The following is a 25875-nucleotide window of genomic DNA, read 5'->3' as shown; positions in this document are numbered from 1 at the left end:
CTTGCATGACTGATAACATTAAAGTCAGCCGGCATTAAGCTATTGCGGTGATTTAGGTTGAAATCATACAAAAAACAGTTCCGTGCACGCGTGCACAAGGCACAAAATGGGTAGTGTGCGGACGGATTTCAAATTGGAACTAAAAAACATGAAAATGGAAAAAAAGTATCATTTTATCAGCCGCTTTGCGGTTATCTTTGCTTTTGTTGCGCTGATGGGGTTCAGCAGCCCCGAGCTGACAGTAAATTTAGTAGCTGCCCATACGGTGAACGGAGGTTTCCCTCCTTTGACCAATGTAGCAGGATCGACCTCAGCTATGCGTTCAGTTGAAACCGAATTTAAACGCAATACCGGAACTGCTGCCGAAGCGCTTCAAACAAATCCGGTCATTAACGCTTTTTCCCCGGAGCAGGCAGGTGAAGGTACATCGGTAAGTATTTCCGGCACAGGTTTTACTGCTGTTGAGAGCGTTAGCTTTGGAGGGGGGGAAGCGTTTGAATTTACGGTAATTGACGACACCGAAATACAGGCTGTCGTTGCCTATGGCTCCTCCGGGAATCTTGTGGTTACAACAACAGGCGGTATGGCTGAAAAAGAAGGCTTTTTGTTTGTTCCTTCTCTTGTTTACACCTTTAATTACCTGCCAGCCGGTTCTGTTGAAGGGATAGACGGCTGGCGTACGATTCCATTGGGAAGCAGTGGACCCGGTCAGATGCACGAATTCCGCACGCCGGGTGAAAATACAAGTGGCCAAAATTTTGTGGTTCCCGGACACGACGGTTCACGGGCATTGCGCTTACCGCACGGAGAAACACATAGAAGTGGTTCGCGTGCAGCCATAGTGAATAATAATAACTTTAGCACCATGCCGATAGCGGACGATGAGGGGCTCTATATTATTGCATTTGAAATGCAGCACGCTTGCTCTGGCGGCGGCTTTCACCTCGGGTATGATACCGATGGAGACGGGCATCTCAATATAAACTTTGAGATTGGATTAGGACTTACAATAAATAATTGTACGGATCCAATCATAAAGTTAAGGCTTAACGATGAAATTGTAGCTAACGGTTCGATTATAGGGATAGATGAGATAGATAATAAGTTAATCCGGTATCAGATTCTGATTGACCGCTCTGCAAATAATGGTGCTGGTGCGGTAAGTGTCTATTTAAACAGCCCTTCCGAAATCAGCGAATGGTTTCCCATATCAGGCCTACAGCACATTAATGCAGGTTTTGATAACGGCACAGGTCAGGCTAATCCTGCAAACTGGAACGCCATGATGTTCAGATCGGAGATAGATGGGCCGACACCTCTGTACGATAACATTGCCTTTCGCAAAGTGACCCCTTCGGAAAGAGCGCTCGTTTTTGAGCCTGTAAACGTGGGCTTTGAGGCCTCGCAATCCGTCTCGTTTACCGCAGTTGGCCTGAATGAACCCTTAACAGCAAGCCTTCACGGAAGCGGGGACTATACATTTGCAGATGGCTCAACAGAAACGACGGTTACCGATGGTACCGAACTCACCGTTGTATTTACGCCCGCTGCTGCGGGTGAGCGTAACGGCCATCTCAGACTCCGGGGCGCAGACATGCAGGTGCCTTTCGATATTGAACTTCAGGGCGACGCCCTGCCCGCTCCGCCAAACGGATCCCTGACCATTACATCAGGACAGACTTCTCCGGATACGGATTGGATACTCGAAAACGGCGTCCTCATGCCTCTTAATAACGATCCTTCGATAAATGTGGACGTCATTATTGAGGCCATCCAAAATGGAGATCTCCACACCATACATGCCGGGCTCAATCTAAAGCTTCACGCTGAAATACAGGTCAGTTTAGAACAGGCGGGCAGTCTCACCCTTAAAGCCGGGCGTAAGATAAGTCTGCTTCCCGGTAGCGCTATTACGGCCAATGGTGAAGCCCTCAATGTACTGTTCTCCTCTAACCTTAATACAGATAATGTTGGGGTGAACATTAACGGTCTTGTAGATGCCAACGGGGGAAATATTGAGCTGATAACAAGAGTACTAAACATGGATTCTAATGTCGAAGAAGCTAAGCTGGTTTCCGATGGGGGCGCACTTTCCATAAATCCGCGTCCGGCAAATGTCGATTTTGTGATAGGCGACGGAACAGACGGTGAATCTGATTTCAGTCTTCCGGAATACCTGTTTGAATCAAAATTCGGGGCGTCGTTCAGCGCGATTACCCTTGGCGGGGAAGGCTATGACGGGGATATCCGGGTATATTCTTTTCCGGGATCACATCCTGTTACCTTCCACACCGCTGGCTCCCTTTTCCCGCGTGAAGCCGTAGAGCTAAACGGGCGTACCTTTACGCTCGCAGGGGATATCACCCTGGATGAAAGTAACGGGTTTTTCACCGGAGAAACCGGCAGTCTTATGGTCACGCGTGAGTTGAACAGTCCCGATGCCGTAAATCCGGCAGGTATCGGCCTTGCCATTACCTCAAACCAATCCCCGGGCCTCACAACCATCACCCGCACGCATACCGCCCAAACACTGGGTGGTTATGGCACCTCTTTAAACAGGCAGTTTACGGTCAGCGCGGCCAACAGCAGCGGGCTTGACGCAAGTCTGTCTTTTGAAGTACCGGCGGCCCTGCTTGGGGATAGAAACCCAAACCTGCTTCAGTTATTCTCAGGGGAGGCGATTAGCGGACCCTATCAGCCTCGGGGCGGCATGATCAGCGAAAACGGACAGTTCATCACCCTTTCCGGTATTGATGAACTTTCAGAAAACATCATCTGGACCCCCGGCGCGAATATTCAGGGAGAAGGCACCGAAGCTTCGCCGTATTTAATCGCAAACTGGCAGAACCTGCACAACATCCGCCACGACCTGAGTGCACACTACCGGCTTGTAAATCACCTTGATCCCGACGAGGATGCGGAAGGATACAATCGATTTGCCGGCCCGCAGGCCAACGACGGCAAAGGGTTCGAACCCATAGGCAGCGAAAACAATCCGTTTACCGGTACGCTCCAAGGGGATGGGAAGCACATTCGGGGCTTGCAGATCAGTAATCGTGTTGGCTCGGTTGGAATGTTCGGTGAAACCTTACAGGCTACGCTAAAAAAACTTAGACTTACGGAAATTTCTGTAACAACTTCTGGTGAGGCTAATGAAGCAAATGCAGGAATGCTTGCTGGTACAATACGTAACACAGAGGTTGAGAATGTGCATGTTAGCGGGAGTGTCACCGCTGGTTCACAATCCATTAATATTGGCGGTCTTGTTGGTGCTGCAAAAGAAAACAGCAGCCTAAAGCATGTATCGGCTGTAGCACAAGTGAAAGGCGTGTGGTGGGCTGCAGGAGGTTTGTTGGGTTATCTTAATAGCACAAGTTCTGTTTATGAGTCTTTTGCAGTAGCTAATGTTGAAAGTGATACTCACGCTGGCGGCCTGATAGGGTTCCACAGTGGTGACGTAACTAAAAGCTATGCAATTGGAAGCGTTGCACCTAACACGGTTTCAGAACTGCCAAACCCAGGCGGTATAGCCGGGTATCTGCAACAAGGAGCAACGCTGAATACAACGTATGCTGCTGTAGACCTTGGGGTAGGGAGCCCATGTAACGGACTCATTGGTGAAAATAACGGGGGGAGTGTCACCAATTCATTTTGGGACGCTGCCATAGTTGGAAACACGAATTTTCCCTGTGGCGATAACCTTGGCACGGGCCTGAACACAGATCAGATGCTGGGTAACAATGCCGGCAATTTTATGAGCGGCTTTGACTTCGATACGGTCTGGCAAACCATTGATATATTTGAGAATGGCGAATATCGTACTTCCTATCCGTTCCTGCGCGATAATCCGCAGGATCCGGCGCCGGGCCTGCAGCAGATGGCCGTTACCACAACGCCCCTGTTTATCAATCAGCAGGGCGAGCCGGAAGCCCCTGTCTATTTCCCGGAATCAGGCCGCGGGGAACATCCGTTTGGGGGTGCGTTCAGCAACGGCGACTGGAGCTACTTAGAACACGACCTTACCTTCGCGATTGTACCGAAAAGCCCGTTTCTGGGAATTCTCTCGGCTTCCTTTATCGTAGCTTATGATGCCGAAAAACTGGATCTGCTTGAGGTAACGCCCGGCAATCTGTTTACAACGGCGCCGGATGGCGGCGGCGGCAGCTCATTTCAGTATGTGGTATGTCCCGAGGAGAGCAGTCCGCTACCGCCCGGCTGCGTAGCTTCTGATGGCCAAACTACCCGCCTGCTGTTTAACACCGCAAGCCTGACCGGGAATGTCTCCCTGGCTGACAACCCCGGTAAATCCCTGGCCGAGATCAGTTTCCGGATTAAGAAAGCCGGAACCGCAGCCATTACGATTGAAAACATGGACATGCGCCGGCAGGTGGAAAACAACGGCGTCATTTCCACAGTCACCATCGAAACGCAGGAAAAAGCCGGGCAGGTTAATTTTCAGCTGGGTGATTTCGCCGAGCCCCGCGGGGAAATTGGCTTTGCGGATTTGGTTGCCTTCGGAGATGCCTTCTTCAGTACAGCTGAAGAGCACAATACCGAAAATTACGGCCTGCGCTTTGACATTGGGTTTGAAGGCAATACCGAATACGGTCTGCTGCCACAGGCCGACGGCAAGATTGATTTCGAAGACCTCAACATCTTCGCCATCAGTTACTTTTTGTCATCCACCAATGATCTGCCGCGCAGTATTCAGCAGGGGCCGGTAGAAGTGGAAGTCGGGGCGCCCGTGCTGGCGGGCGGACAAATCCGCTATCCGATTAGCCTGAGCGGGGAAGTGCTGGACGTGCGGTCCCTCGGACTGCGCTTCAGCTACAGCGGCATGGCTTTCGCCGGAACGGAAACCGCGGGAAGCCTCGCTACGCCCATGACCTTCAGCGCTGCGCGCAGCGAATCGGGTGCGCTGCAGTGGGACAGCGCGGTTGTTGGCGGAGAATATGACGCCGTCGGCGAGCCGGGCCTGATTGGCTACGTGATCTTTGATGGCGACACGCCGGGCACCCTGCTGCTCGATGAGGCACAGCTGCGCGACTCGCAGGGGCAACCGGTGGGTGGCGAGCCGGTCAATATTGATCCGGAGCCGGGCAGTGAGCTGCCGACAGCCTTCGCCCTGCAGCAGAACTATCCGAATCCCTTCAACCCGACAACGACCATCCGCTATGCCCTGCCGGAAGCGGCGGATGTACGCCTTGAGGTGTTCAACATGCTCGGTCAGCGGGTCGCAGTACTCGTGAGCGGTCAGCAGCAGGCAGGCTGGCACACGGCAAGTTTCGATGCAACTCGCTTGTCAAGCGGACTCTACCTGTACCGCTTGCAGGCCGGCAGCTTCACCCAAGCCCAAAGCATGATGCTGGTGAAGTAGCCCGGCTCATTAAAGAATAAAATAATGAATGATCAATCCTTGTTTAAAAACTGTACAATACATTTCGTATTGGGCATATTAATCCTGTTATTTTGCGGTTTAAAGCATGCATACGCCAATGATATTGAGATTTCCAATACTGCTATTGCTGAAAAAAACCTGGAAGCACAGTATAAGCTTATACAGTTTGACATAAGCTGGCAGAACTCATGGCGGGATTTGGATAACTCTCCATTTAACTATGATGCAGCCTGGATTTTTATGAAGTACCGAATTGAAGGTACGTCGGATTGGCGGCATGCTTCTTTAGATATTGGTGGTCATTCTGCCGGAACCGGTACGCCAGCCGTTATCGAAGCGGGCTTGCTACATCCGGATCAGAATTTCCACGAGGCGGATAACCCGGCCCTTGGTGTTTTCTTGTACCGATCGGAAACAGGCAGCGGGACTTTTAATCTTGAAGGGTCCTCTCTGAAGTGGAACTATGGTATTGATAACGTAGGCAATCATCAATGGGTTGATTTGAGGATTTTCGCCATCGAAATGGTTTATGTTTCTCAAGGCCCGTTTAAAGCCGGAGCAGTAGAGGGTGGAAATGAACGCAGGGCTTTTACAATCACAGAAATTAATACACCTGATGCAAGAATTACTGCAGCTGATTCACCTTTCAGGGGTGGATATCCCCATGGGCAGGTTAAACCGGAATCGTCTTTGTGGCCAAATGGATATAATGCATTTTACGTGATGAAGTATATGGTAACCCAGCAGCAGTATGTGGACTTTTTGAATACATTGACTATTAATCAAGCAGCTAACAGATTCAGTCAGACACAAAACACAGCTAACCGATACGGGATAAGCAGTTCCGATGGTGTTTTTACGACAACTTATCCTTATCTGGCAAATAATCAAATGAATTGGATGGATGGTGCAGCTTTTGCACATTGGGCTGGCTTGCGTCCTATGTCAGAGCTTGAATATGAGAAAGCTTCCCGTGGGCCGCTTGAGCCTGTTCATAATGAATTTGCCTGGGGAAACAGTGAAGCTGTAGCGGCTGGTGGATTACAGCACGAGGGTTTGGCTGGAGAAATCGCTTCAAACAACAATGCTAACGCTGTATTTGGACAAAATAGCAGTGTTTCAGGACCGGTACGCGTAGGGATGTTTGCTAAGGAAAATACCGATCGCGTCGGGGCAGGAGCTTCTTTCTACGGAATCCTGGATCTATCCGGAAACCTCGCTGAACGAACAGTCACAATTGGTAATGAAGCGGGGCGCAAATTTACAGGGAAGCATGGCAACGGTAACCTAAACGATGCAGGTAATGCGACTGTTTCAACCTGGCCGGGATATTCAACCGGAAATGGTGTAAGCGGTGCGGAAGGATCCGGCTATCGGGGCGGAAATTGGTTCAACGCCATTGCGTTTATGCATACAGCCGACAGGGAGTGGGCCAGTGTTACCGTTGATACCCGATCAAGCCGATACGGATTTCGTGCCGTAAGAACCGCTCCTGCTATGGACGGTAACTCACAAACGACCATTCCTTTTGAAAATAATTTAGCAATGTAGTTAGTTTTAAGGCTTTCGGTTAAGCTTGGATAACAGTAAAAAATTCGGAAAATCTCAGTCTTCAGCTTCTCAAAAATTTGGTCCAATTTATCGAATCAGTATTATTCATCAGAATATTTTCTTACTGTCACGTCAAATCTCAGAATAAGGCATTTTGACGTAATGCTTGAGGGTGCAGTAAACAGGCTACTTGCAGCTGCTTAAAAGCCTATTTTTTTCGCCTTATTATACGTCAATTAGGTCTGATTGCTGAAAATAAGTTCTGATGCTTAATGATTTTTTTGTATTGCTTTACACTGATTCGCAGATTGCTGTCTTTGCTGCTGTTTTCTGCAGTGGTAACGCTTTGTGCATTCAGTAATGTAGCAGCACAACAGGGAGCTGATAATCTTGTTTACAGACTGCAGCTGCCTGCTGAAGAACTTGCCGTAGGAGACAGTGCTTCCGTATATGTGACGATTGATGACGTTAACGGGTCTTCGATTCCAAACATATCAGGCACTTCAGTGGGAATTCGCTTTAATCAGGAGCGCCTTCAGTTTCTTGGCATACGCGCCAACGTCAGCAGTGAATTTATCTGGAACGGAAGTATTCTTGGCCCATTTGTAATTACAAGACAGGAGGGCAATGAGACCATCAAGTTTGTGGATATTGCAAGGTCCGGATCACAGAGTATAGGTATTGGTCCCGGAAACGTTTTTCGGATGGATTTTATCGTAACAGCGACTGGTGAGACGGATTTTGAGTTTGAACTGTTTAACACCTCAAATCAGCCGGTTATGCCTGCCATTGCACTTGCTGAACCCGGCGGTACAACTGTTTACAATAACCTCAACTTCGAAAACAAAACGTTTGAAGTAGGGGTACCGCTGCTGAATGATCTTCCGGATAATCTTGATTTTGGGATCAGGCCTACCACATCTACAACGGTTAAGGAGCTGGAAATAGTTAATACGGGGGAAGGGAAAATGCAGGTTTCGGCAGAGGTTGCCGGTACTGGTTTCCGGTTGTTAAATCCCGATCAAAATGCCATCACCTTGTTTGAATCAGAATCCGCTCTGATTCCCATACGTTTTTTGCCCAATGCAGCCGGCCATTATACGGGTGAACTTATTTTGACGCATAATGCAGAGAATGAAAGTTCACCGGCTGTTATTGAGCTATCCGGTGAGGCAGAATCACCGGGCATGCAGGCTGTGTTAAGTCCGCTGCAGTTCGTCGTTCGCTCCGGAGATACAGCCTTACTCGAACTACAGCTTGCCAATACCGCAGAACAGGTTGCTGTACTGAATGCCACGCTTGTAGCCGTGCCCGCGGAAATCAGCCTTATGCCGGAAAGCTGGACCGGCCCGCCCGGAACCTTTGACCCTGTTGCACGCAGTTTTTCTCTTGGCCCTGGTGATTCCGGAGCCCTCACCCTCGCCTTTTCGACAGCTTTATCCCAAACAGAGGTGCTCAACAGATTCGTCAGGATTTCTTCTAACGATCCCGTAAATCCCCTGCAAAATTTTTCCTTACAGGCAACGGTTCAGGCTGCTGCAATAGCCGCAGATCCGCCCGCGGTTTCCTTCGGTGAAGTCGTGCGCGGTGATACGGTGTTTCAGGACTTCGAACTCATCAACGAAGACGCGGCTTTACTTAGCGGCTCCCTGCCGGAACCGCCGCCGCCTTTTTTTTATCCGGATAGTCAGCCATTAAGCTTTTCCCTCGCGGAGGGAGAGCGGTTTGAGGTAACCATTGGTCTGGAGGCGGAATCAGCAGGTCCGCTGAACAGCACCCTGGAAATCAATCATGACGGGCATAATATGCCGAGCCCCTTTATGGTACCATTAGCCGCTGAAATTTTGCCGTTCGGTACGCCTGACCGTCTCCAAATGGTAACAGAACCCACAGATGCGGTTTTTGGAGAACCGCTGGAGCCGGCCGTAAGGGTTGAAGTAACAGATATTTTTGGAAACCGCGTAACAAATGCCGACGCTGAGGTAACAGTAGCTTTGTCTGAGTCTGATCAGCAAATGTTACTACCACTTAACAATCTGCAGCAAGCCCCCATGTTGATTGGTGACCTTAGCGTGCAGGTAGCTGAAGGAGTTGCCGAATTTGATAACCTGCGGGTCTCTCAAACCGGTACTAACGCCCTTAATTTTAGTAGTCTCAGCCTCAGTTCGGTCGTGAGTACGTCCTTTCAAACCCTTCCGCGCCTGATTCAGATTACCGCTGACCCGCAAGTGAAACAGCTCGGCGATGAGGATCCGCGGCTTACCTTCAGCTTTACCCCGGATTTGGTAGGGGATGATTCCTTTAGTGGAAGCCTCAGCCGGGAGGCCGGTGAAGATATTGGGATCTACGCCATTACGCAGGGCAACCTGTCGCTTAATGAAAATTACGAAACAACCTTTACCGGCTCCTTTCTTGAAATTATTCCGGCACAGCTCACGGTGCAGGTTTCTGACACCTCAAAAATCTTTGGTGAGTCCGATCCTGAATTTGAGGTGACCTTCGAGGGCTTCATGCAGGGCGACGGTCCGGCCGACCTCGACGGGACCCTGAGTTTTACGCGAGAAGCAGGTGAAGATGCCGGTACTTATGCTGTTACCGCCTCCGGATTATCAGCCCCGCGCTACGATATAACCTTTCTGCCGGGCACGCTTGAAATCAATCCGCTGACCATATCAGTCGAAGCCCTGCCTGCCTCAAAAGGGTATGGAGATGCTGATCCGGAACTTTCATTTACCTTCTCGCCCGATCTTATTGGTACGGATACATTTAACGGTTCGCTTGTACGTGAGGCGGGTGAAAACACCGGCACGTATTCGATAACACAGGGGAGCCTGTCTCTTTCCCCAAATTACAACATTTCGTTTACAGAGGCAGTGTTTACGATACTGCCGTCTCCGCTCACCGTTAACGTGGCTGATGCGGAAAAAATATATGGCGACCCTGATCCTGATTTCAGCCTTCTTTTTGAAGGCTTTCAGTTTGGGGAAGATGCGTCCGTGCTGGAAGGCACAGCAATATTCAGCAGAGAACCGGGGGAAGACAGCGGTAGCTACATCGTACAGGCAAGCGGGCTCAGCAGTGCCAATTATGTGCTGACTTTTGAGCCCGGCAGTTTATCCATTACCCCGCTTCTCGTTAGTGTTACTGCTGAAGATGCCTTCAAACAGCTTGGCCTTGACGACCCGCCGCTCACCTTTACAGTTGTTCCTGCACTCATTGAAGGGGACAGTTTTTCAGGAAGCCTTACCCGCGAACCGGGCGAATCGGTTGGTATTTACGAAATCCTGCAAGGGACCCTTAGTTTGAGTCAAAATTACGAAATCAGCTTCACGCCGGGTATTTTTGAAATATTACCCGGCGGGCTTGTGATTCGGACTCTATCAAGCACAAAAATATTCGGGCAGCCCGATCCCCTATTCAGTGTGAGTTATATCGGTTTTGTGGGAGATGATGATGAGAACGTACTCGAAGGCGAACTGAGCTTCACCCGCGAATCCGGAGAAGATGCCGGACTCTATGCCGTGATGCCTTCCGGCCTGAGCAGCCCTGAGTATGAGATAACTTTTCTTTCCGGAAATCTGGAGATCCTTCCGCTTGACATTACCATTGTGCCCGACGCCCTCAGCAAAACCTACGGCAGTGAAGACCCACCTCTCACGTATTCTTTTAGTCCTGAACTTGCAGAAGGGGACAGTTTTTCCGGCAGCCTTAACCGTGATCAGGGCGAGCTTCCGGGTAGTTATGAAATTCAGCAGGGTAGCCTTACACTGAGCCCAAACTACGACATAACGCTTGAAAGTCGTTTTTTTGAAATCCTGCCGGCAGCGCTCAGTATTACGGCCAATGATGCGCAAAAAACCTACGGTGACGCGGATTCTGCTTTTTCGGTTCGTTTTGAAGGCTTTGTTTTTGAGGATGATGCAGATATTCTTGAAGGGGAGCCGGTTTTTAGCCGTGAACCCGGCGAAAATGCAGGAACGTACATGCTGCAGCCCGGGGGATACAGCTCTGATTTATATGACCTTTCTTTTTTGCCGGGCACACTTACCATTAACCGGAAAGCACTCACCCTTACAGCACATAGCTCTGCCAAGGTCTATGGAGATGAAGATCCTGAGTTTACGTTCACTGCAACTCCCGGTCTTATTGAGGGGGATGCTTTCAGCGGAAGACTGCTGCGCGAGCCCGGAGAGCTGACCGGCAGCTATGTAATTGTGCAGGGTACCCTTACGCCCGGCCCTAACTATCAGATTGATTACATTCCTGCTGATCTCCTGATTGAACCCCGCCCGCTCATCGTGCAGGCACTTGATGCGGAAAAGGCCTATGGTGATGCAGATCCTGAATTTGAGGCTGCTATCAGTGGGTTTGCCCCGGAGGAAGGACCCGAAAACCTGAGCGGCACACTGGCATTCAGCCGGGAACCGGGAGAGGATACCGGCAGCTATCTCGTTACACCCGGCGGATTAAGCAGCGGGCAGTATGATATCAGTTTTCTTGACGGTTCACTGTTCATTCAGCCCCGGTTTGTATCCGTTGCGGGCGACAGTCTGTCCAAAAAAGAGGGCGAGGAAGACCCGCCCCTCACCTTCAGCTTTAATCCTGAACTCATACCTGGCGATAGTTTCAGCGGTACACTCACCCGCGAGCCGGGGGAACTTCCGGGCAATTACAGCATTCTTCAGGGCAGCCTCAGCCTTTCAGATAAGTACGAGATCAGCTATTTGCCCGGTAATCTCGAAATTGAGGCCCTGCTTCCTGTACCTTTGCCCCTTGATCCGGTACCAGCCAATGCAGCCGAAGCGGTGACTTTTGATACTGAAATTTCCGTAACATTCTCATTACCCGTATTTGAAAATGACTTTAGCGGCATTATGCTGCTCACTGCTGATGGGGATGAGGTACCCCTTACCGGCATCACCCTTGAAAACAACCGGATTTCCCTTCAGCATGAGGGCCTTGAGAACTTTACGACCTATGAGGTATTCATACCTGCTGATGCTGTCCGGAATGCCGATCAGCTCGGCAACGAAGCGTACAGCTGGGGCTTTCAAACCAAAGATGCAGAACCGCCTGTACTGTTTGTGATTGCCCCCGAGGATGCTGAAATTGAGGAAGACCCGGATACAGGTGCATTGTTGCTGAACCTGAATGTGCAGCAAGGTCAGCTTTTTGCAGCACACTTAGGCGCCAATAAGCCCGTAAACTGGTCGCTTGCCAACGGTGAAGCAGACGCCCACTTTAGTATCAGTGACGAAGGGGAACTGATGTTTTTGCAAGCCGCTGAACCCGGAAATTATGAGCTGACGGTGATATCTGCTGATCTTAGCGGAAATCAGACCTTGCTTCAGGTACAGGTGCAGGTTGTACAGCAGTTATTTATTCTTTCGTCTGAGAACCTGCCCGACTGGGTGGAAAAACAGCCGGGTTTCCAATTCCTGCTTGAAGGGGAAGGCGGAACCCAGCCCTACACCTGGACGCTCGATCCGCAGGAAACGCCGCTGTCGGAGGGACTAAGCCTTAACAGCGAAACGGGCAGGCTTAGCGGGACGCCACAAATGCCCGGATCATACAGCATACCGCTTCGTCTGACTGATGCTGCTGGTTTATTCGTCTCCAAAACATTTTCCCTTCAGGTTGAAGCTGCCGAGCTTAGTCTGTCTTTTTTGGCTCAGCCGCCCGATACTTTTCGCGCAGGAGAATCAATGGGACCCATAACCGTATTGGTGAAAAATCAGCGAGGTGTAGCTGCTGACTGGTTTGATGGGCTGATACAGCTTGAGCTGCTGTCAGAAGGCGTTCCGCAGGACCTGCTCATTGGTGCACGGGAAGCCTTACCCGTAAACGGGCTTGCATTTTTTTCCGGTCTGACCATAGAACAAGCCGGAACAGGATATCAGCTCCGCGCAACAGCGGATTCAACAAACGGGATAGCACTATCTCAAGGGGTGAGCAGTTTTTTTCAGGTACAGCCGGGTGAACCTTATTCCATTGTTGTTGAAATAGCAGATGAACAACCTGCTGGTAGTTTGCCCTTCAGGGTACAGTTTCCTGCTGATGGGGCAGGCGGCACGCATGGACGTCCTCTTAACCAAAATGGGGGCACCGACGGAAACCGCGTTCCCTTACTCTTACAGCTGCTGGATCAATACGGTAACCCTGCTTTTTTTGCTGAGTCAGATCTGACTGTTACTTTAATCAGTGATTCAGAAACGGGTCTTTTTTTGAAAACCCAACCATCACAGAGCCAATATCAGAAGCTGTGATACCGGTTTTATCTGATCGGGTAGAGGTTTACTTTGGGGATCCGGTTGACGGGGATGTAACTATAAGCGGCGAACCACAAACGGAACCGGGAGAGGGGGCTCCGCAAATCATTCCCGGATCTCAAACAATCCGTATTGCAAGCATTCGGGGTTTGCGTACCCAACCGGAGGCATTAATAACAAATCCGGGTATACGCAAAGCTTTTGTGGTGATGCTAACCGATCAGAACGGAAGTCCCGTTTTCGCCCCGTGGCCTGGAATTACGGTAAACCTGTTTTCTACCGAAGCGGACGGTCTTTTTTTTGCAGATGCAGAGGGTTCAACAGCTGTAAACAGCATTCAGGTTATGCCGGCAACTTCACAACAAACCATTTATTACGAAGCTCAACAGCCCGGGACTTATGAAATTCAGCTTTCCGCAGAACCCTTGCTGCCCGTATCGGGCATTTTACCTCTTGAAGTACAAACCGGAGCACCTGACCCCGCCATGTCTGAAATAACCTTAAACGATGGCTTTGTGAATCAGGAACCCCCCATCCGGGCAGAACTGCGGGATGTAGCGGGTTTCCCGGTACAAGGGCAGTCCGAACGGCTGACTGCTTCTGTAGTGAGTGGTGTAAATGCTGGTGTTAATTTCGGGCCCTTTCAGGAAACGGCTGCCGGTATATATGAAAGTTTTTACCTGCCACAACAGGCCGGAAACGATGAAATCAGGTTTTTCCTTGATGATGATGACTTCACCGGACAGGCTTATTTTAGCCAGGTATTAGGACAGATGCCCGCCCGCATGGAAGCTGTATCTGAAACGTTTTTTTCAAGTCTCATTCTCTCGGAAACCGAAACGCCTTTTCGGGTACGCGTGCTCGATGAAGAAGACCAGCCCCTTGAAGGAATTTCCGTACGTTTTCTGCTTGTCAGCCGGCCTGCAGGCGAGGGTGTTGCCGGAGATTCCTTATTTACTTCTCAGGCGTTCACAGATGCTACTGGTATAGCTGAAACCCGTTTTCGGATGGGGTTCAGAGCTGGCCTATACGTAACAGAAGCCCGTCTTGGCAATCTTCAACCGGTGGTTTTTGAAGCCGTAGCTGTTGGTTGTGAACTGGAAGATTCGTCTGATCTGACCGGTTTTTGCGGGCCTTATAGTTTTAAACTGCAACCATCTTCGGAACTGCTGACACCGGGCGATTCTGTTTTTGTGCACTCGCAGCTGATCGATCGATACGGAAACCCGTCTTTTTTAGAGGGGCTAAACATCGCTTGGAGCAGCACTGGCAGCGGTTCGTTTCGGGTGGAACAAACTACAACTGATGCACAGGGGCGTGCCGACAACGCGTGGCTGCCTGAGCCTGTGGCAGGCAGCAGTTTCCGTATGACCGCAACAGCTGAGCAGGAAGTGTCGGGACAAACGCCTGAACTGATTGTTGCAGGGTCAACCCTTCGCTCTCTTCAATTCAGCCTTTCTGAACCTTCAACAGCCGGCAGATTTTCTGAAGTGGTCACCTTTGTTCTAAAAGACAGCATGGGAACCGAAATACTTGCACCTGAAACGCTGGTTTTTCGGCTTGAAGCAGATAATTCCGAACAGTTTAGTGTTAAATCCGGCACTTTACCAGATCAGCTTGTGATAAGTCCTAACCAGCGCGTCCGCTTTGAAACGGGCCGATCGCGTTCGTATGCCCGGATATCCCAAACAAAAAGTGGACTGTTTGCGCTAAAAGCACAACAGGTACAGGGTCTTACAGCAATCGATCAGGCTGAAGTTCTCTGGGAAGTTGAGGCTGGTCCTGCCGATTTTATTAGTAGTGTTTCTAATCTGGAAATCACCGGAACCGCAGGAAGTGTACCTGCCGAATTACCAGCGGTACTGGTAAAAGATACCTTCGGAAACCCTTCAAGCGGTCAGCCTGTAAATTTCAGCCTTCTGCGTGCCCCGCCGGATGCCGGAACCGTAATAGTTGGTCCTGTTCCTGATAACGGGGATATATCCGGTTCTCGATTTCAGTATACATCATTTACAGATGAAAACGGAATCAGTAACTCTCCCTTTCTTTTTGGTCAGTCTGCAGGCTTATATGAACTTGAAGCCCGGATAGATACCGGGGATTTCGTCAACTTCTTCCTTACGGCTAAACCGTCCCGTGCGCAGCTAAATCAAAATTACCCAAATCCCTTCCGAAGTCATACCCGAATCCCGTTTGAAATTCCCTATGCATCTTCTGTACATCTCAATGTGTATGATGTGCTTGGGCGCCGGGTGCAAACCCTGATCTCAGATGAACATTACGATCCCGGGGTTTATCAGTACGATTGGCACCCGCGTATGCTTGCAGCCGGAGTATATTATATTCGACTGATTCTGATCATGAGAGAGGGAGAATCCAACATGATGGTGAGACCTGTTATGTACCTTCCGTGATGAAATTCGCTTTGTTAACCCGGTTTTTTGAAGCCGGATCTAACCCATCCTGTCTATCCCGAAATCCTACAAATCCTGTTTAAAACCGTGGGTTGGTTTGGACTCCCGGTTTTGTCGTCAATGAAAAAAAGCAACGCATTCATCTTCGTTTTGGGGTTTTTCAATCTATGACAGAGCTCCTGATGTTCTCTGAGTTTTCCCCAAAAAATAAAAATGCTTTGAATTGCTGAGGGGGCCGGTTGCAGGGGGCGGGCGTATTTTTAGAGCTGTTTTGTTGCTTCCGGTTTATACAGCACTTTCTTGCTCATAATGCGATGTAAGCACGAGAAAGGACAATCCAATCAGTTTTTGGGCTTGTTCGCTGTTTAGGGTTGACAGCCATGCGGCGAGCGGGGCTTCGGGGAAGGTGAAGGTGATTCCGTCTGAATCGGGTCGGGCGAGGGCTTCGAGGTTTCGGGCGTCGGTCTCCGCTTCATCGTAGAGATCTTTGTATTTCTCAAGCTGTTGTCTGAAGGTTGGGTAGTCTGTTTCTGCGCACATCCTAATGAGGAGCTGCGCGAGTTCGTCTTCATTGGGCTCAAGGTTGAACAGGAAGTTGACAAAGACCTGTATCATAAGCTGACGGTGTGCGCCGGATGCATGGACGAGCATGGGGCTGAAATCTTCGAGTTGCTTGAGGCCTTCCATGCCGAATTCCTGCCGCATGCTCAGGTCGAGGAAGAAGGGTGCTGCGAGTTCTTCTCTTGCCGTTACCCGAAAGTGCAGGTTGCCGTTGGCGTTGTTCATGTGCAGCAAAAAGTGATTTTTGTAGCGGAAGAGATCATAGCTGCCGCCGGATTCCCCGCGTCCGTTGGTGCCAAACTGAATCCGGGCAATGTACTCCCCAACACCGAGCCGGCTGAAGTTTTCAAAATGCTTGACTTCATCTTTATTGACAAGACTCGCGAGCTCAAAGACTTCATCCGTTGAAAGTCCGACTTCTTTCCCCAGCTTAATTTGCTCCAGGAAAACGGTGCGGTAGTTGTTTAGGGAATAGAGCTGTATGACGTTGTCTGAATCAACCTTCTTGGAAAGATCCCGCTCCGCTTCATGGTGCTGACGCATGAGCTGATCCAGAAAAAATTCAATTACCTGTACTTTCAGATCTTTCATAATAGTAGGGGATACGGTTACGGTTGAGGTGATGAAGGCGGGCATATACAGCCGCTGATGTTAAAAATGGTTATCCGTAAATCGTTTGGTGTTGGTGATAGTCTCGTTTATTATTTTCAGTCTCTCTTATGCAGTAGAATACTTAACAAGCGCTTTCATGCAAAAAACGTTTACTTATTTGCGGTTTGATTTTTTGTCTGCGCTTAAAATCCGATACCCATACCAATGACAAAGTTTATGAAGAGTTTAGCGTATATCAGCCTGGCGATGCTTTTCGCTGGCTGCAGCCTGTTTGCGCAGGTCAGCAATCCGGTTTGGAGCCCTGAAGATGACTCATCCTGGGACGTGAGCGGTGAACAGTGGGATCACTGGCCTACCAAAGAAATCAGCTACACGACCACTACCGGAACCTGGATGAATCTCGATGTAAGCCCGGACGGGCGCCATATCGTTTTTGATATGCTGGGTAACCTTTACATGATTCCCTTTGAAGGCGGCACAGCAACAACGCTGCGGACCGGTCATCCGTATGAGTTGCAGCCACGGTTTAGTCCGGATGGCGAGCACATTTCCTTCACCAGCGATGCCGGCGGGGGGGATAATATTTGGGTGATGCGTACCGATGGCAGCGATGCACGCCAAATCACCAACGAAGATTTCCGGCTCCTTAATAATGCAAGCTGGTCGCCCGACGGCAACTTCCTGATTGCGAGGAAACACTTTACTTCAACCCGTTCGCTGGGTGCCGGCGAGCTGTGGATGTACCACATCACCGGCGGCTCGGGCATGCAGCTGGTCGCCCGCATGAACGATCAGCAGGATCTGGGGCAGCCTTTTGTTTCCCCCTGTGGTCGCTATGTGTATTACAGTCAGGATGTCTATCCCGGCGGATTTTTCCAGTACAACAAAGACCCTAACAGTCAGATTTATGTGATCAACCGCTACGACCGTGAAACCGGCCAAACCGAACGCATCACCGGCGGACCCGGCGGAGCGATTTCACCTACCATTTCTCCGGATGGTACGATGATGGCGTTTGTGCGCCGCGTGCGGACCCAAAGCGTGCTGTTTGTGCGGGAACTTGAGACCGGTCGGGAGTTTCCGGTTTTTGACGGGATGAGCCGTGATCAGCAGGAAGCCTGGGCGATTTTTGGTCCCTACACCAACATGGCCTGGACGCCCGACAGTCAGGAAATCGTGTTTTGGGCGCAGGGCGGCATTCATCGTGCGAATGTCGAGACGCTGGACGTCACTGAAATCCCCTTTGAAGTCAACGCTACCCATCAGGTCGCCGAAGCCCTGCACCTGAACTTCGATCCTGCGCCGGATACTTTCACGGCCCGCGCGATTCGCCATGCCGCGACTTCTCCTGACGGCAGCATGCTGGTTTTCAACGCGGCAGGCTACCTGTGGAAGAAAGAGCTTCCGAACGGCAGGCCGCAGCGGCTCACTTCCGGGTCTTCCCTTGAATTCGAGCCTTCCTTCTCACCTGACGGGCGCCATCTCGTGTACGTCACCTGGTCGGATGAATACATGGGCACCATTCAGCGGCTTGATCTCACGACGCCCGGCGCACAGCCGCAGCGTCTGACCGAGCAGAAGGGCATTTTTCGCGAGCCGCGTTTTTCGCCGGACGGCAGCACGATAGTGTTCCGGCGGGAGTCCGGCAATAACCATCAGGGGCATGCTTTTACCCTGCATCCGGGCATTTACACCATGCCGGCTGCGGGCGGGGAAAAGCGCTTTATCCGTCGCGGCGGTACCGAAGCGAGCTTCAATGCCGAAGGCGACCGGATTTTCTTCCTTGGCGGGGCCTACCTGAACCGCGCTTACATGAGCGTGAACCTGCACGGACACGACGAGCGCACGCATTTCCGCTCGACGCATGCGAATCATTTTGTGCCGAGTCCGGACAACAAGTGGGTAGCCTTCAATGAGCTCTTCAAGGTTTACATTGCGCCTATGCCGCAGTCGGGACGCGAACTGAACCTGCACGCGAACACACGCGCCATTCCGGTTACGCAGGTAGCCGCCGATGCCGGTATCAGCCTGCACTGGAGCGGCGACAGCGAAAAACTGCACTGGACCCTTGGTGATGAGTACTTCACCGTAGCCCTGAATGACGCCTTCGAATTTCTCAGCGGTTCCCGCTCTGATGCCCTGCCTTTGGGCGAAAATCAGGGCCTGCGCATAGGTCTCGAACTCGAAGCCGATGTGCCCGAAGGCCGGGTCGCGATCACCAATGCGCGGATTTTAACGATGGATGATGACAGCACCGTGATCGAAAACGGCACCATTCTCATTCAGGGCAACCGGATTGTTGCCGTAGGCGAAGCGGGGGAAGTTCGCATTCCCGCCGCGGCAGATGTTTTTGTGATTGACGCCGAAGGCAAAACCGTGATGCCCGGCATGGTGGATGCACATGCACATATTGGTAACTTCCGGTACGGACTGAGTCCGCAGCAGCAGTGGGAGTACTTCGCAAATCTTGGATTCGGGGTCACGACCGTGCATGATCCTTCTTCCAACTCCGAGATGATTTTTTCGCAGGCCGAAATGGTGCGTGCCGGAAACATGACCGGTCCCCGCATTTTTTCCACGGGCCGCATTTTGTATGGCGCTGAAGGTGATTTCAAAGCCGTCATCAACACGCTTGACGATGCCCGTTCGGCGGTGCGCCGTACCGCTGCCTTTGGCGCACTCTCGGTGAAAAGCTACAATCAGCCCCGCCGCGATCAGCGACAAATGGTGATGCAGGCCGCGCGGGAGCAGAACATTCTCGTGATGCCCGAAGGCGGCTCAACCTTCACGCACAACATGAGCATGATCATGGACGGGCACACCGGCATTGAGCACAACATCCCGATTTTCCCGGCTTATGATGACGTGCTGAGCCTTTGGGGCGGCACGCGTGTCGGTTACACCCCGACCCTCGTCGTGAACTACGGCAGCGTGAGCGGCGAATTTTACTGGTATCAGCACACCAATGTCTGGGAAAACGAGCGGCTCCTAACCTTCAAGCCGAGGGGCATTGTGGACAGCCGTTCGCGTCACCGCACCATGATTCCCTACGAAGAGTACGAAGCCGGGCACATGCAAAGTGCCGCGCTTGCCAAGCAGCTGTACGACCTCGGGATTTGGGTTAACGTCGGCGGGCACGGGCAGGTGCAGGGTCTCGCCGCACATTGGGAGATGTGGATGTTCGAACAGGGCGGCATGAGTCCGATGGAAGCCCTGCGCTCGGCCACCATCAACCCGGCCCGCTACATCGGCATGGGGCAGCACATTGGCTCGCTGGAAGCGGGCAAGCTCGCGGACATTATCATTATTGACGGCAACCCGCTTGAAAATCTTCGGGTCAGTGAGCAGGTGACGCACACCATCCTGAACGGACGTGTATATGACGCCTCGACGCTACACGAAATCGGCAACCGCGAGCGTGAGCGCCTACCGTTCTGGTGGGAGCGCGACGGCTACGACGCCCGTTTCGACTGGCACGCCGTCACCGAAGCCGATGGGCGCGCGCAGTGTACCTGCGGGGCAGGGGCAGCACATCCGTAAAGACCCTTTAATCGCACTCTTTTTTAACCCGTATTATTCACAATTAAACATGATTCATTAGCTAAATGTTTGTTGAATCCTGGCTTAGTGAAATACACCGGTAGCCCAAATTTGAGTGTGGTGTGAAAACGTCGAAATTTCCCCGCTGGCGGCGTTGAGGCTGAAAATTCATGCTCAGGGTACTTAGGTACCTTTCCACTGAGTTTTCATCTTCTCCTTGCCCGCAAGGAAATTTCTTTGTGAATAATACGGCTTAAGGGCAGTCAGCTTCGGCGGGCTGCCCTTTTTGGTGTAAACTCCCCAATATGCTACAAATAAAGCCTTTTTGAAACGAAAGGTTACAAGGCTGGGTTTGGATGGCTGAACGTAATACAGAAACAAAAAATCTTTCGCGCTCATGTACGAAACCCCTTCAGACTTCGAAAGTGCTTCGCATTACCGTCATAATCAAACTTCAGAAAATTTCAAGGACAGTGTGGCAGATCAACAGCACAATGCTAATGACAGCAGCAACGGGAACGTAAACGGCCATAATGGTCATGAAAAAAAAGCGTCTAACGTATGCTGTCGTACCGGCAGACCTTATGAGCTTTCATGCAGTATTCTGAGCCTGTCATTTTTAGAGCAGGAAGAAGACATTTATACTTTGGACGATTTAAAAGAACGTTATTAAGCCATGTTTAAAGGAGATATTGTACTTATTCCGCTCTCATATCCGAACCGCTCTGACGATAAAATGAAGCTGGTTCCGGCGCTCATTCTCAGTGAAGATGACGGAGCCGTGACTGTCTCTTTCATTAGTACGAACACAGAAGAGCAGGAGCCCTGCGATCTGATTCTCCATCCCAAAAAGGGAAATGGGCTCAAGGTCAGGTCTGTTGTGCGTCTCAACAAAATCATCACAATTGAGAAATCCTTTATGCTGGGCCGTTTGGGCACCCTTTCCACCCGCGAAATGCGGGAGCTCAATCTCAGACTCCTTGAGCTGTTCGATTTAGCCCTGTAATTTTTAAGGCGCTATTCTTTTTTGTTGAGACTAAGTGCAGGAAACTTCAAGCCCAACTGACGACTGCAAAGCGTTGTGTAATCTGTTTGTGATGACAGTTTTTTCTTCCCCATAAAAAAGGGACTTAACTCAACTTTCGGGACTGTGAGTTAACTACAAAAGTACTTATACGCACAAATTTTTAGTATGCATAAAGCGTTAATAACTGAATTGTTGTAAGGTAAAGCCTGAATGTTTTAAATACATCTTGTCGCGTTGTTTATTGAAGGAATACATCGCAGGCACTTTCATAATTCTTGGTTGTATCTTATAATTTTGACATTATTTGATATCCAACAATTGACAATCAGTTAAGGATTGCAGATGTTGTATTGTGCTTACTACGGACTGTATCCATTTACCGCTTATGCGTTCTGATTCCCACTCTCCTTCACATTACTTTGTTTTAAAAGCCGATTCCCGGCGTTTTGCCGTGCCGATTCGGGATGTTGCCAAGATTATTCCGGCGCTTTACGTAACGCGCATTCCGGATTCGCCGCCGGAAATAGAAGGGTATTTTGATTTTCACGGGGATCTTTTGCCGCTTTTGAATCTTCGGTGCCGTCTGGGTCTGAACAAACGTCCCCTGCAAGCTGATGATGTCATTGTAATCGTACATCTTACGGAAGATATCCGGCTTGGACTGTTGGCTGATGAAGCCGAAGGTCTCGTTGACGCTGAATCGCTGACAAAGCCCGGTAAGTTTGGTTCATCCGATGAGACATCTGCAGTTCAGAAAATGGAATCGGAAACGCAGGCACAGGTTTTCGGTGACAAGGATGGAATCATTTTGGCCTACCGGGTGTCACAGCTTTTGACCCGAAAACTTATGGTATGGCTTGACGGCCTTACGGATAAAGTGCAGGGGGTGTGATGTGGAAGATGGAGATTATGAGCAAATCAGGGCAGATCTTGCGGCACATGTGCACCGGCATTTTGGGCTTTCTTTTAAACCGCAGCAATGGAAAAGTCTGGAAAACTATCTCAAAAGAGCGGCTACTGAACTCAGGCGCAGCAGTGATCTGACTGAAATCAGCCAGTGGGTTTCCAGGGAAAAGCTTTCACAGGCTGAATTTAATGCCTTAACTAAAAACCTGACGGTAGGCGAGACCTACTTTTTTCGGGAAAAAGCCGCTTTTGCTTTGTTAACGGACAAGGTGATAGCCGCTGTTTCGCGAGGTTTAACTTCAGGCCAAAAGCGGCTGCGGATCTGGAGTGCGGGATGCAGCACAGGGGAAGAGCCTTATTCGATTGCCATTACGCTGAAAGAAACCCTGTCTGATGCTAACGATTGGGATATCAGCATTTTAGCCACTGATTTGAATCCCGCAGCGCTCGATAAGGCGCGCCTGGGCGTGTACAGGCCGTGGTCTTTCAGGGATACGCCCGCACACTTGAAAGAAAAGTTTTTTCATCAAAAGGGCGATTGGTGGGCTGTTTCACCAGAAATCAAGCGCATGGTTACGTTCAGACAGGTCAACCTGGTTACGGACGATTTTTACAATGCGGTGCCTTCACCCGCTTCTTTTGATCTGATTTTTTGTCGGAATGTGATGATGTACTTCAGTGCTGATCTGATTGAAAAAGTGGCCGGACGCTTCTGGGAAGCTTTGAAGGATCAGGGATGGTTTGTGACGAGTCAGGTTGAGTTGAATGAATTCTATTTTTCGCGCTTTGTCCGGGTACAGTATCATTCGGGACTGTTTTATCAGAAAATGAATGTAAAGCCTGTCTCGCTGTCTGTATCCGCAAAACCCGCTTCGCAGGCGGTGAAGCCACGTGTGGTAAAACATACAAGTACATCAAAAGCCAATCACAAAAGCGAAAGTCCGGTTAGACCGCGTCTGCGGCCGGAAAGGGTACGATCAGATGCTCAAAAAGACATTTCGGAAAAGAAAACAAAGCCGGAAACTCCGCTGAACGTAAGTCATGCCGAAGATCACGTTCGCGGGCAGTTCCGCTTGGGGAATTATGAAGCCTGCATAGCGGCTGTGCGGCAGTTACCAGCAGCGCAACAGCAATCGCCGGTAATCACCAATTTATTTGTGCGTTCGCTGGCAAATACCGGCAGTTATCAGGAAGCTGAAAGCCGCCTTAAAGCTTATCTGGAACAACACTCGGAAGATATTGGAAGTATCAGGCTTTTAGCGGACATACTGAGCGAACAGGAAAAGACAGAAGAAGCAGATGCACAGCTGGTTAAAGTGCTTTATCTTAATCCTGATGATATTGGTGCACTTTTTGTGCGACACAGCTTGCTGCGAAAGCTTGGAAAAACGGCTCAGAGCCGCAAGTCATTAAAGCGCATATCAGATCTGATTGTAGGAAAAGCGGACACAGAGCATGTTCCGGGCACAGATGATATGCGTGTTGGCACGCTCCGGCAAATGATTGCGCAGGAATTAGGCTGATTTGATTTTTACCAACTTATTTGAATGAAGTATATGGATGTATCACAGGAACTAATGCTTCTTAAAAAGCGGGCGAAGGCATTTTCCGTGCCGCTTGCTCAGGAAGAGCGGGGCGAGCAGCTGGCTGTGATCCGGTTTTTACTCTATCCGGAAACTTTCGCTATTCCTGTAGCTTCTGTCCACGAAGTGTTCTCGCTGCGTGATCTCACGGTTATACCGGGTACGCCCGAATTCGTGTTGGGCGTGATGAACTATCGCAGCACTATAGTTCCGGTTGTGAATCTGAAAAAACTTCTGGGGATACGCGAAGCCGGCCTCACGGAGATGAACAAAGTTCTGTTGCTTCGCAATGATAATATGGAATTTGGCTTGCTTTGTGACCGTATTCTCGAATCCGGATTCATCCTTCAGGATGAAATTCAGGAGCCTCCGGCAAGTCTGAGTAAGCTCGGACTTGAATTCATCAAGGGCATGGCAGGCCCTCAAACGATATTGCTCGACGGCGAAGCGCTCCTGAACAGCCGACGCCTCATAGTGGATGCCTGAACCAATCCTTCAACCTTTATCTATTGATCGCTTATGAATGCTTCTAACTTATCTTTCACCGGAAAAATCATCACCGCAGGCGCTTTACTTGTTGGCGTATTTGTTTTGGTTTTTCTATACCTGAACAGCAATCTGCGCACCCTAAGCAACCTGGCAGACGAGCTGGATGAGATGACGGAACTTTTTGATGAAACAAGCCGCATTTCAGACCTGAATTCCCGCATATTTATCCTTCAGTTTGAAGCTTTGGTTTCGACAGCAGAGCGCGAACAAAAAGTGGCCGAGAGCGAGCGGCTGATTGAGCGCCTGGAAGTAGCGGTTCGCAGTTTGCGGGCACGCGCGCAAAATGGTATCGCGGCCACAGATGAGATAGAACAGCTTATCCCCTTGCTCAACACAATGCTCGACGAATACAGACAAAGCAATCAGCACCTGCGTACCGTTACAATAGGTACCGGTGCTGCAATAGATGCTTTTCAGGACGAAGACTTCCGCATCTATGAGCAGGTCTATGCCGCCATTTTAGTGCTGCAGGATGCCATTTTTGAAAGCCGTGAAGAACTACGGGAAACGGCCGATCTTCAAAAAGCAGCCAGCGGATTTGCCATGCTTATTGCTGCATTCGTGCTTATCGGCCTAACCGCTGTTTCAGTTTGGTTCTTGTACCGGACCATGGGCCGAATCACGGCTGAGCTTAAAACAAGCATTCAGGTTTTAGGAACATCAGCCGCCGAAATTCAAACAACAGTCACAGAAATCTCGACCGGAGCAACCGAGACGGCAACCGCCATCGCTGAAACAACATCCACTGTTGAAGAGGTGAGGCAAACCGCTTCAGTAGCCAGTGACCGTGCACAAAATCTTCAGGAGACCTCTCAGAAATCGGCTTCAATGGGTGATGAAGGCCTTGAAGCTTCCCGTATTGTGGTGGATGGCATGGCCAAAATTGATCAGCAGATGAAGGTGGTAGAAAAAGCCATTACACGGCTGTCTGAGCAAAACCGCTCCATCGGAGAAATAACAACAACTGTTTCTGACATTGCAGATCAGTCGAATTTACTTGGGGTTAACGCCTCCATCGAAGCTGCCAAAGCGGGCGAGCATGGCAAGGGCTTTTCCGTAGTAGCGCAGGAAATTAAGAGCCTTGCGGAACAGTCCAAAAAATCAGCGGCGCAAATCAAAACCATCCTCAATGATATTCAGAAGTCCGTTTCTGACACGGCCGAAGCCATCAGAACCGGTTCAAGCACGGTTGAGGAAGGCACACAGACGGTCCTTCAGGAACGAAAAATACTGGAAGCGCTCATAGAGAGTATTGATGAAGCCCTCGATGCTTCCATTCAGATTGCGTCGTCAAGTCAGCAGCAGCTTGCGGGTATGGAACAGATAGCTCCGGCTATGGAAAACATTAGGGTAGCAAGCGACCAAAACGTGACCGGCAGCCATCAGACGCGGCAGGCCATTCAGGAACTCAACGAGCTTGCTCAGAACCTGGAACAAACCATCGAAAAATATAAACTCTGATCCT

Annotated in this window: 12 protein-coding genes; 11 read left to right on the top strand and 1 reads right to left on the bottom strand. The window is 50.3% G+C overall.

Annotated features, from left to right (window positions below):
- Positions 1 to 316 precede the first annotated feature (316 nt).
- The 4 genes from CYPRO_RS09455 to CYPRO_RS09440 all read left to right on the top strand — a co-directional run bounded on the left by CYPRO_RS09455 (position 317) and on the right by CYPRO_RS09440 (position 15632).
- Positions 317 to 5377 (top strand): T9SS type A sorting domain-containing protein, encoded by a 5061-nt coding sequence (locus CYPRO_RS09455; RefSeq protein ID WP_164682667.1) that lies wholly within the window; start codon positions 317 to 319, stop codon positions 5375 to 5377.
- A 24-nt stretch (positions 5378 to 5401) separates the two neighbouring features.
- The gene (locus CYPRO_RS09450) at positions 5402 to 6949 is read left to right on the top strand and encodes a formylglycine-generating enzyme family protein (protein WP_114984382.1); all 1548 of its coding nucleotides are present in this window, start codon (positions 5402 to 5404) and stop codon (positions 6947 to 6949) included.
- A 272-nt stretch (positions 6950 to 7221) separates the two neighbouring features.
- Complete coding sequence (locus CYPRO_RS09445) at positions 7222 to 13215, top strand: MBG domain-containing protein (protein WP_114984381.1); 5994 nt, start codon at positions 7222 to 7224, stop codon at positions 13213 to 13215.
- A gap of 212 nt (positions 13216 to 13427) precedes the next feature.
- Positions 13428 to 15632: an Ig-like domain-containing protein gene (locus CYPRO_RS09440; protein ID WP_124245582.1), complete on the top strand. Its 2205-nt coding sequence runs from the start codon at positions 13428 to 13430 to the stop codon at positions 15630 to 15632.
- 285 nt (positions 15633 to 15917) lie between these two features.
- On the opposite strand, the gene CYPRO_RS09435 is transcribed toward CYPRO_RS09440, so the two are convergent.
- Positions 15918 to 16784, bottom strand: coding sequence for a hypothetical protein (locus CYPRO_RS09435; RefSeq protein WP_124245581.1), 867 nt, complete (start codon positions 16782 to 16784; stop codon positions 15918 to 15920).
- 237 nt (positions 16785 to 17021) lie between these two features.
- Between CYPRO_RS09435 and CYPRO_RS09430 the strand changes: the two genes are divergently transcribed.
- From CYPRO_RS09430 to CYPRO_RS09395, 7 genes are all read left to right on the top strand, one after another.
- Positions 17022 to 20345: an amidohydrolase family protein gene (locus tag CYPRO_RS09430; RefSeq protein ID WP_114985758.1), complete on the top strand. Its 3324-nt coding sequence runs from the start codon at positions 17022 to 17024 to the stop codon at positions 20343 to 20345.
- 397 nt (positions 20346 to 20742) lie between these two features.
- A complete protein-coding gene (locus CYPRO_RS09420; RefSeq protein WP_114984377.1) occupies positions 20743 to 21018 on the top strand; it encodes a hypothetical protein in 276 nt (91 codons plus the stop codon).
- 3 nt (positions 21019 to 21021) lie between these two features.
- Positions 21022 to 21351 (top strand): type II toxin-antitoxin system PemK/MazF family toxin, encoded by a 330-nt coding sequence (locus CYPRO_RS09415; RefSeq protein ID WP_114984376.1) that lies wholly within the window; start codon positions 21022 to 21024, stop codon positions 21349 to 21351.
- 406 nt (positions 21352 to 21757) lie between these two features.
- Positions 21758 to 22264: a chemotaxis protein CheW gene (locus tag CYPRO_RS09410; RefSeq protein ID WP_114984375.1), complete on the top strand. Its 507-nt coding sequence runs from the start codon at positions 21758 to 21760 to the stop codon at positions 22262 to 22264.
- A gap of 1 nt (position 22265) precedes the next feature.
- Positions 22266 to 23801: a CheR family methyltransferase gene (locus tag CYPRO_RS09405; protein ID WP_164682665.1), complete on the top strand. Its 1536-nt coding sequence runs from the start codon at positions 22266 to 22268 to the stop codon at positions 23799 to 23801.
- Between the two features lie 24 nt (positions 23802 to 23825).
- Positions 23826 to 24347, top strand: coding sequence for a chemotaxis protein CheW (locus CYPRO_RS09400; RefSeq protein ID WP_114984373.1), 522 nt, complete (start codon positions 23826 to 23828; stop codon positions 24345 to 24347).
- A 33-nt stretch (positions 24348 to 24380) separates the two neighbouring features.
- Positions 24381 to 25871: a methyl-accepting chemotaxis protein gene (locus CYPRO_RS09395; protein WP_114984372.1), complete on the top strand. Its 1491-nt coding sequence runs from the start codon at positions 24381 to 24383 to the stop codon at positions 25869 to 25871.
- The last annotated feature ends 4 nt before the right edge of the window (positions 25872 to 25875 follow it).

It is taken from the genome of Cyclonatronum proteinivorum, assembly GCF_003353065.1.
Taxonomy (GTDB): domain Bacteria; phylum Bacteroidota; class Rhodothermia; order Balneolales; family Cyclonatronaceae; genus Cyclonatronum; species Cyclonatronum proteinivorum.
The sequence above is the reverse complement of the archived record's forward strand: the minus strand, read 5'-3'. Positions and strand labels throughout refer to the sequence as shown.

Bases quoted from the DNA above. Each gene is read 5' to 3' on its own strand.
- CYPRO_RS09400 (WP_114984373.1), top strand. From the start codon at position 23,826: ATGAAGTATATGGATGTATCACAGGAACTAATGCTTCTTAAAAAGCGG.
- CYPRO_RS09420 (WP_114984377.1), top strand. From the start codon at position 20,743: ATGTACGAAACCCCTTCAGACTTCGAAAGTGCTTCGCATTACCGTCAT.
- CYPRO_RS09440 (WP_124245582.1), top strand. From the start codon at position 13,428: ATGCTAACCGATCAGAACGGAAGTCCCGTTTTCGCCCCGTGGCCTGGA.
- CYPRO_RS09410 (WP_114984375.1), top strand. From the start codon at position 21,758: ATGCGTTCTGATTCCCACTCTCCTTCACATTACTTTGTTTTAAAAGCC.
- CYPRO_RS09415 (WP_114984376.1), top strand. From the start codon at position 21,022: ATGTTTAAAGGAGATATTGTACTTATTCCGCTCTCATATCCGAACCGC.
- CYPRO_RS09430 (WP_114985758.1), top strand. From the start codon at position 17,022: ATGAAGAGTTTAGCGTATATCAGCCTGGCGATGCTTTTCGCTGGCTGC.
- CYPRO_RS09450 (WP_114984382.1), top strand. From the start codon at position 5,402: ATGAATGATCAATCCTTGTTTAAAAACTGTACAATACATTTCGTATTG.
- CYPRO_RS09455 (WP_164682667.1), top strand. From the start codon at position 317: ATGCGTTCAGTTGAAACCGAATTTAAACGCAATACCGGAACTGCTGCC.
- CYPRO_RS09395 (WP_114984372.1), top strand. From the start codon at position 24,381: ATGAATGCTTCTAACTTATCTTTCACCGGAAAAATCATCACCGCAGGC.
- CYPRO_RS09435 (WP_124245581.1), bottom strand. From the start codon at position 16,784: ATGAAAGATCTGAAAGTACAGGTAATTGAATTTTTTCTGGATCAGCTC.
- CYPRO_RS09445 (WP_114984381.1), top strand. From the start codon at position 7,222: ATGATTTTTTTGTATTGCTTTACACTGATTCGCAGATTGCTGTCTTTG.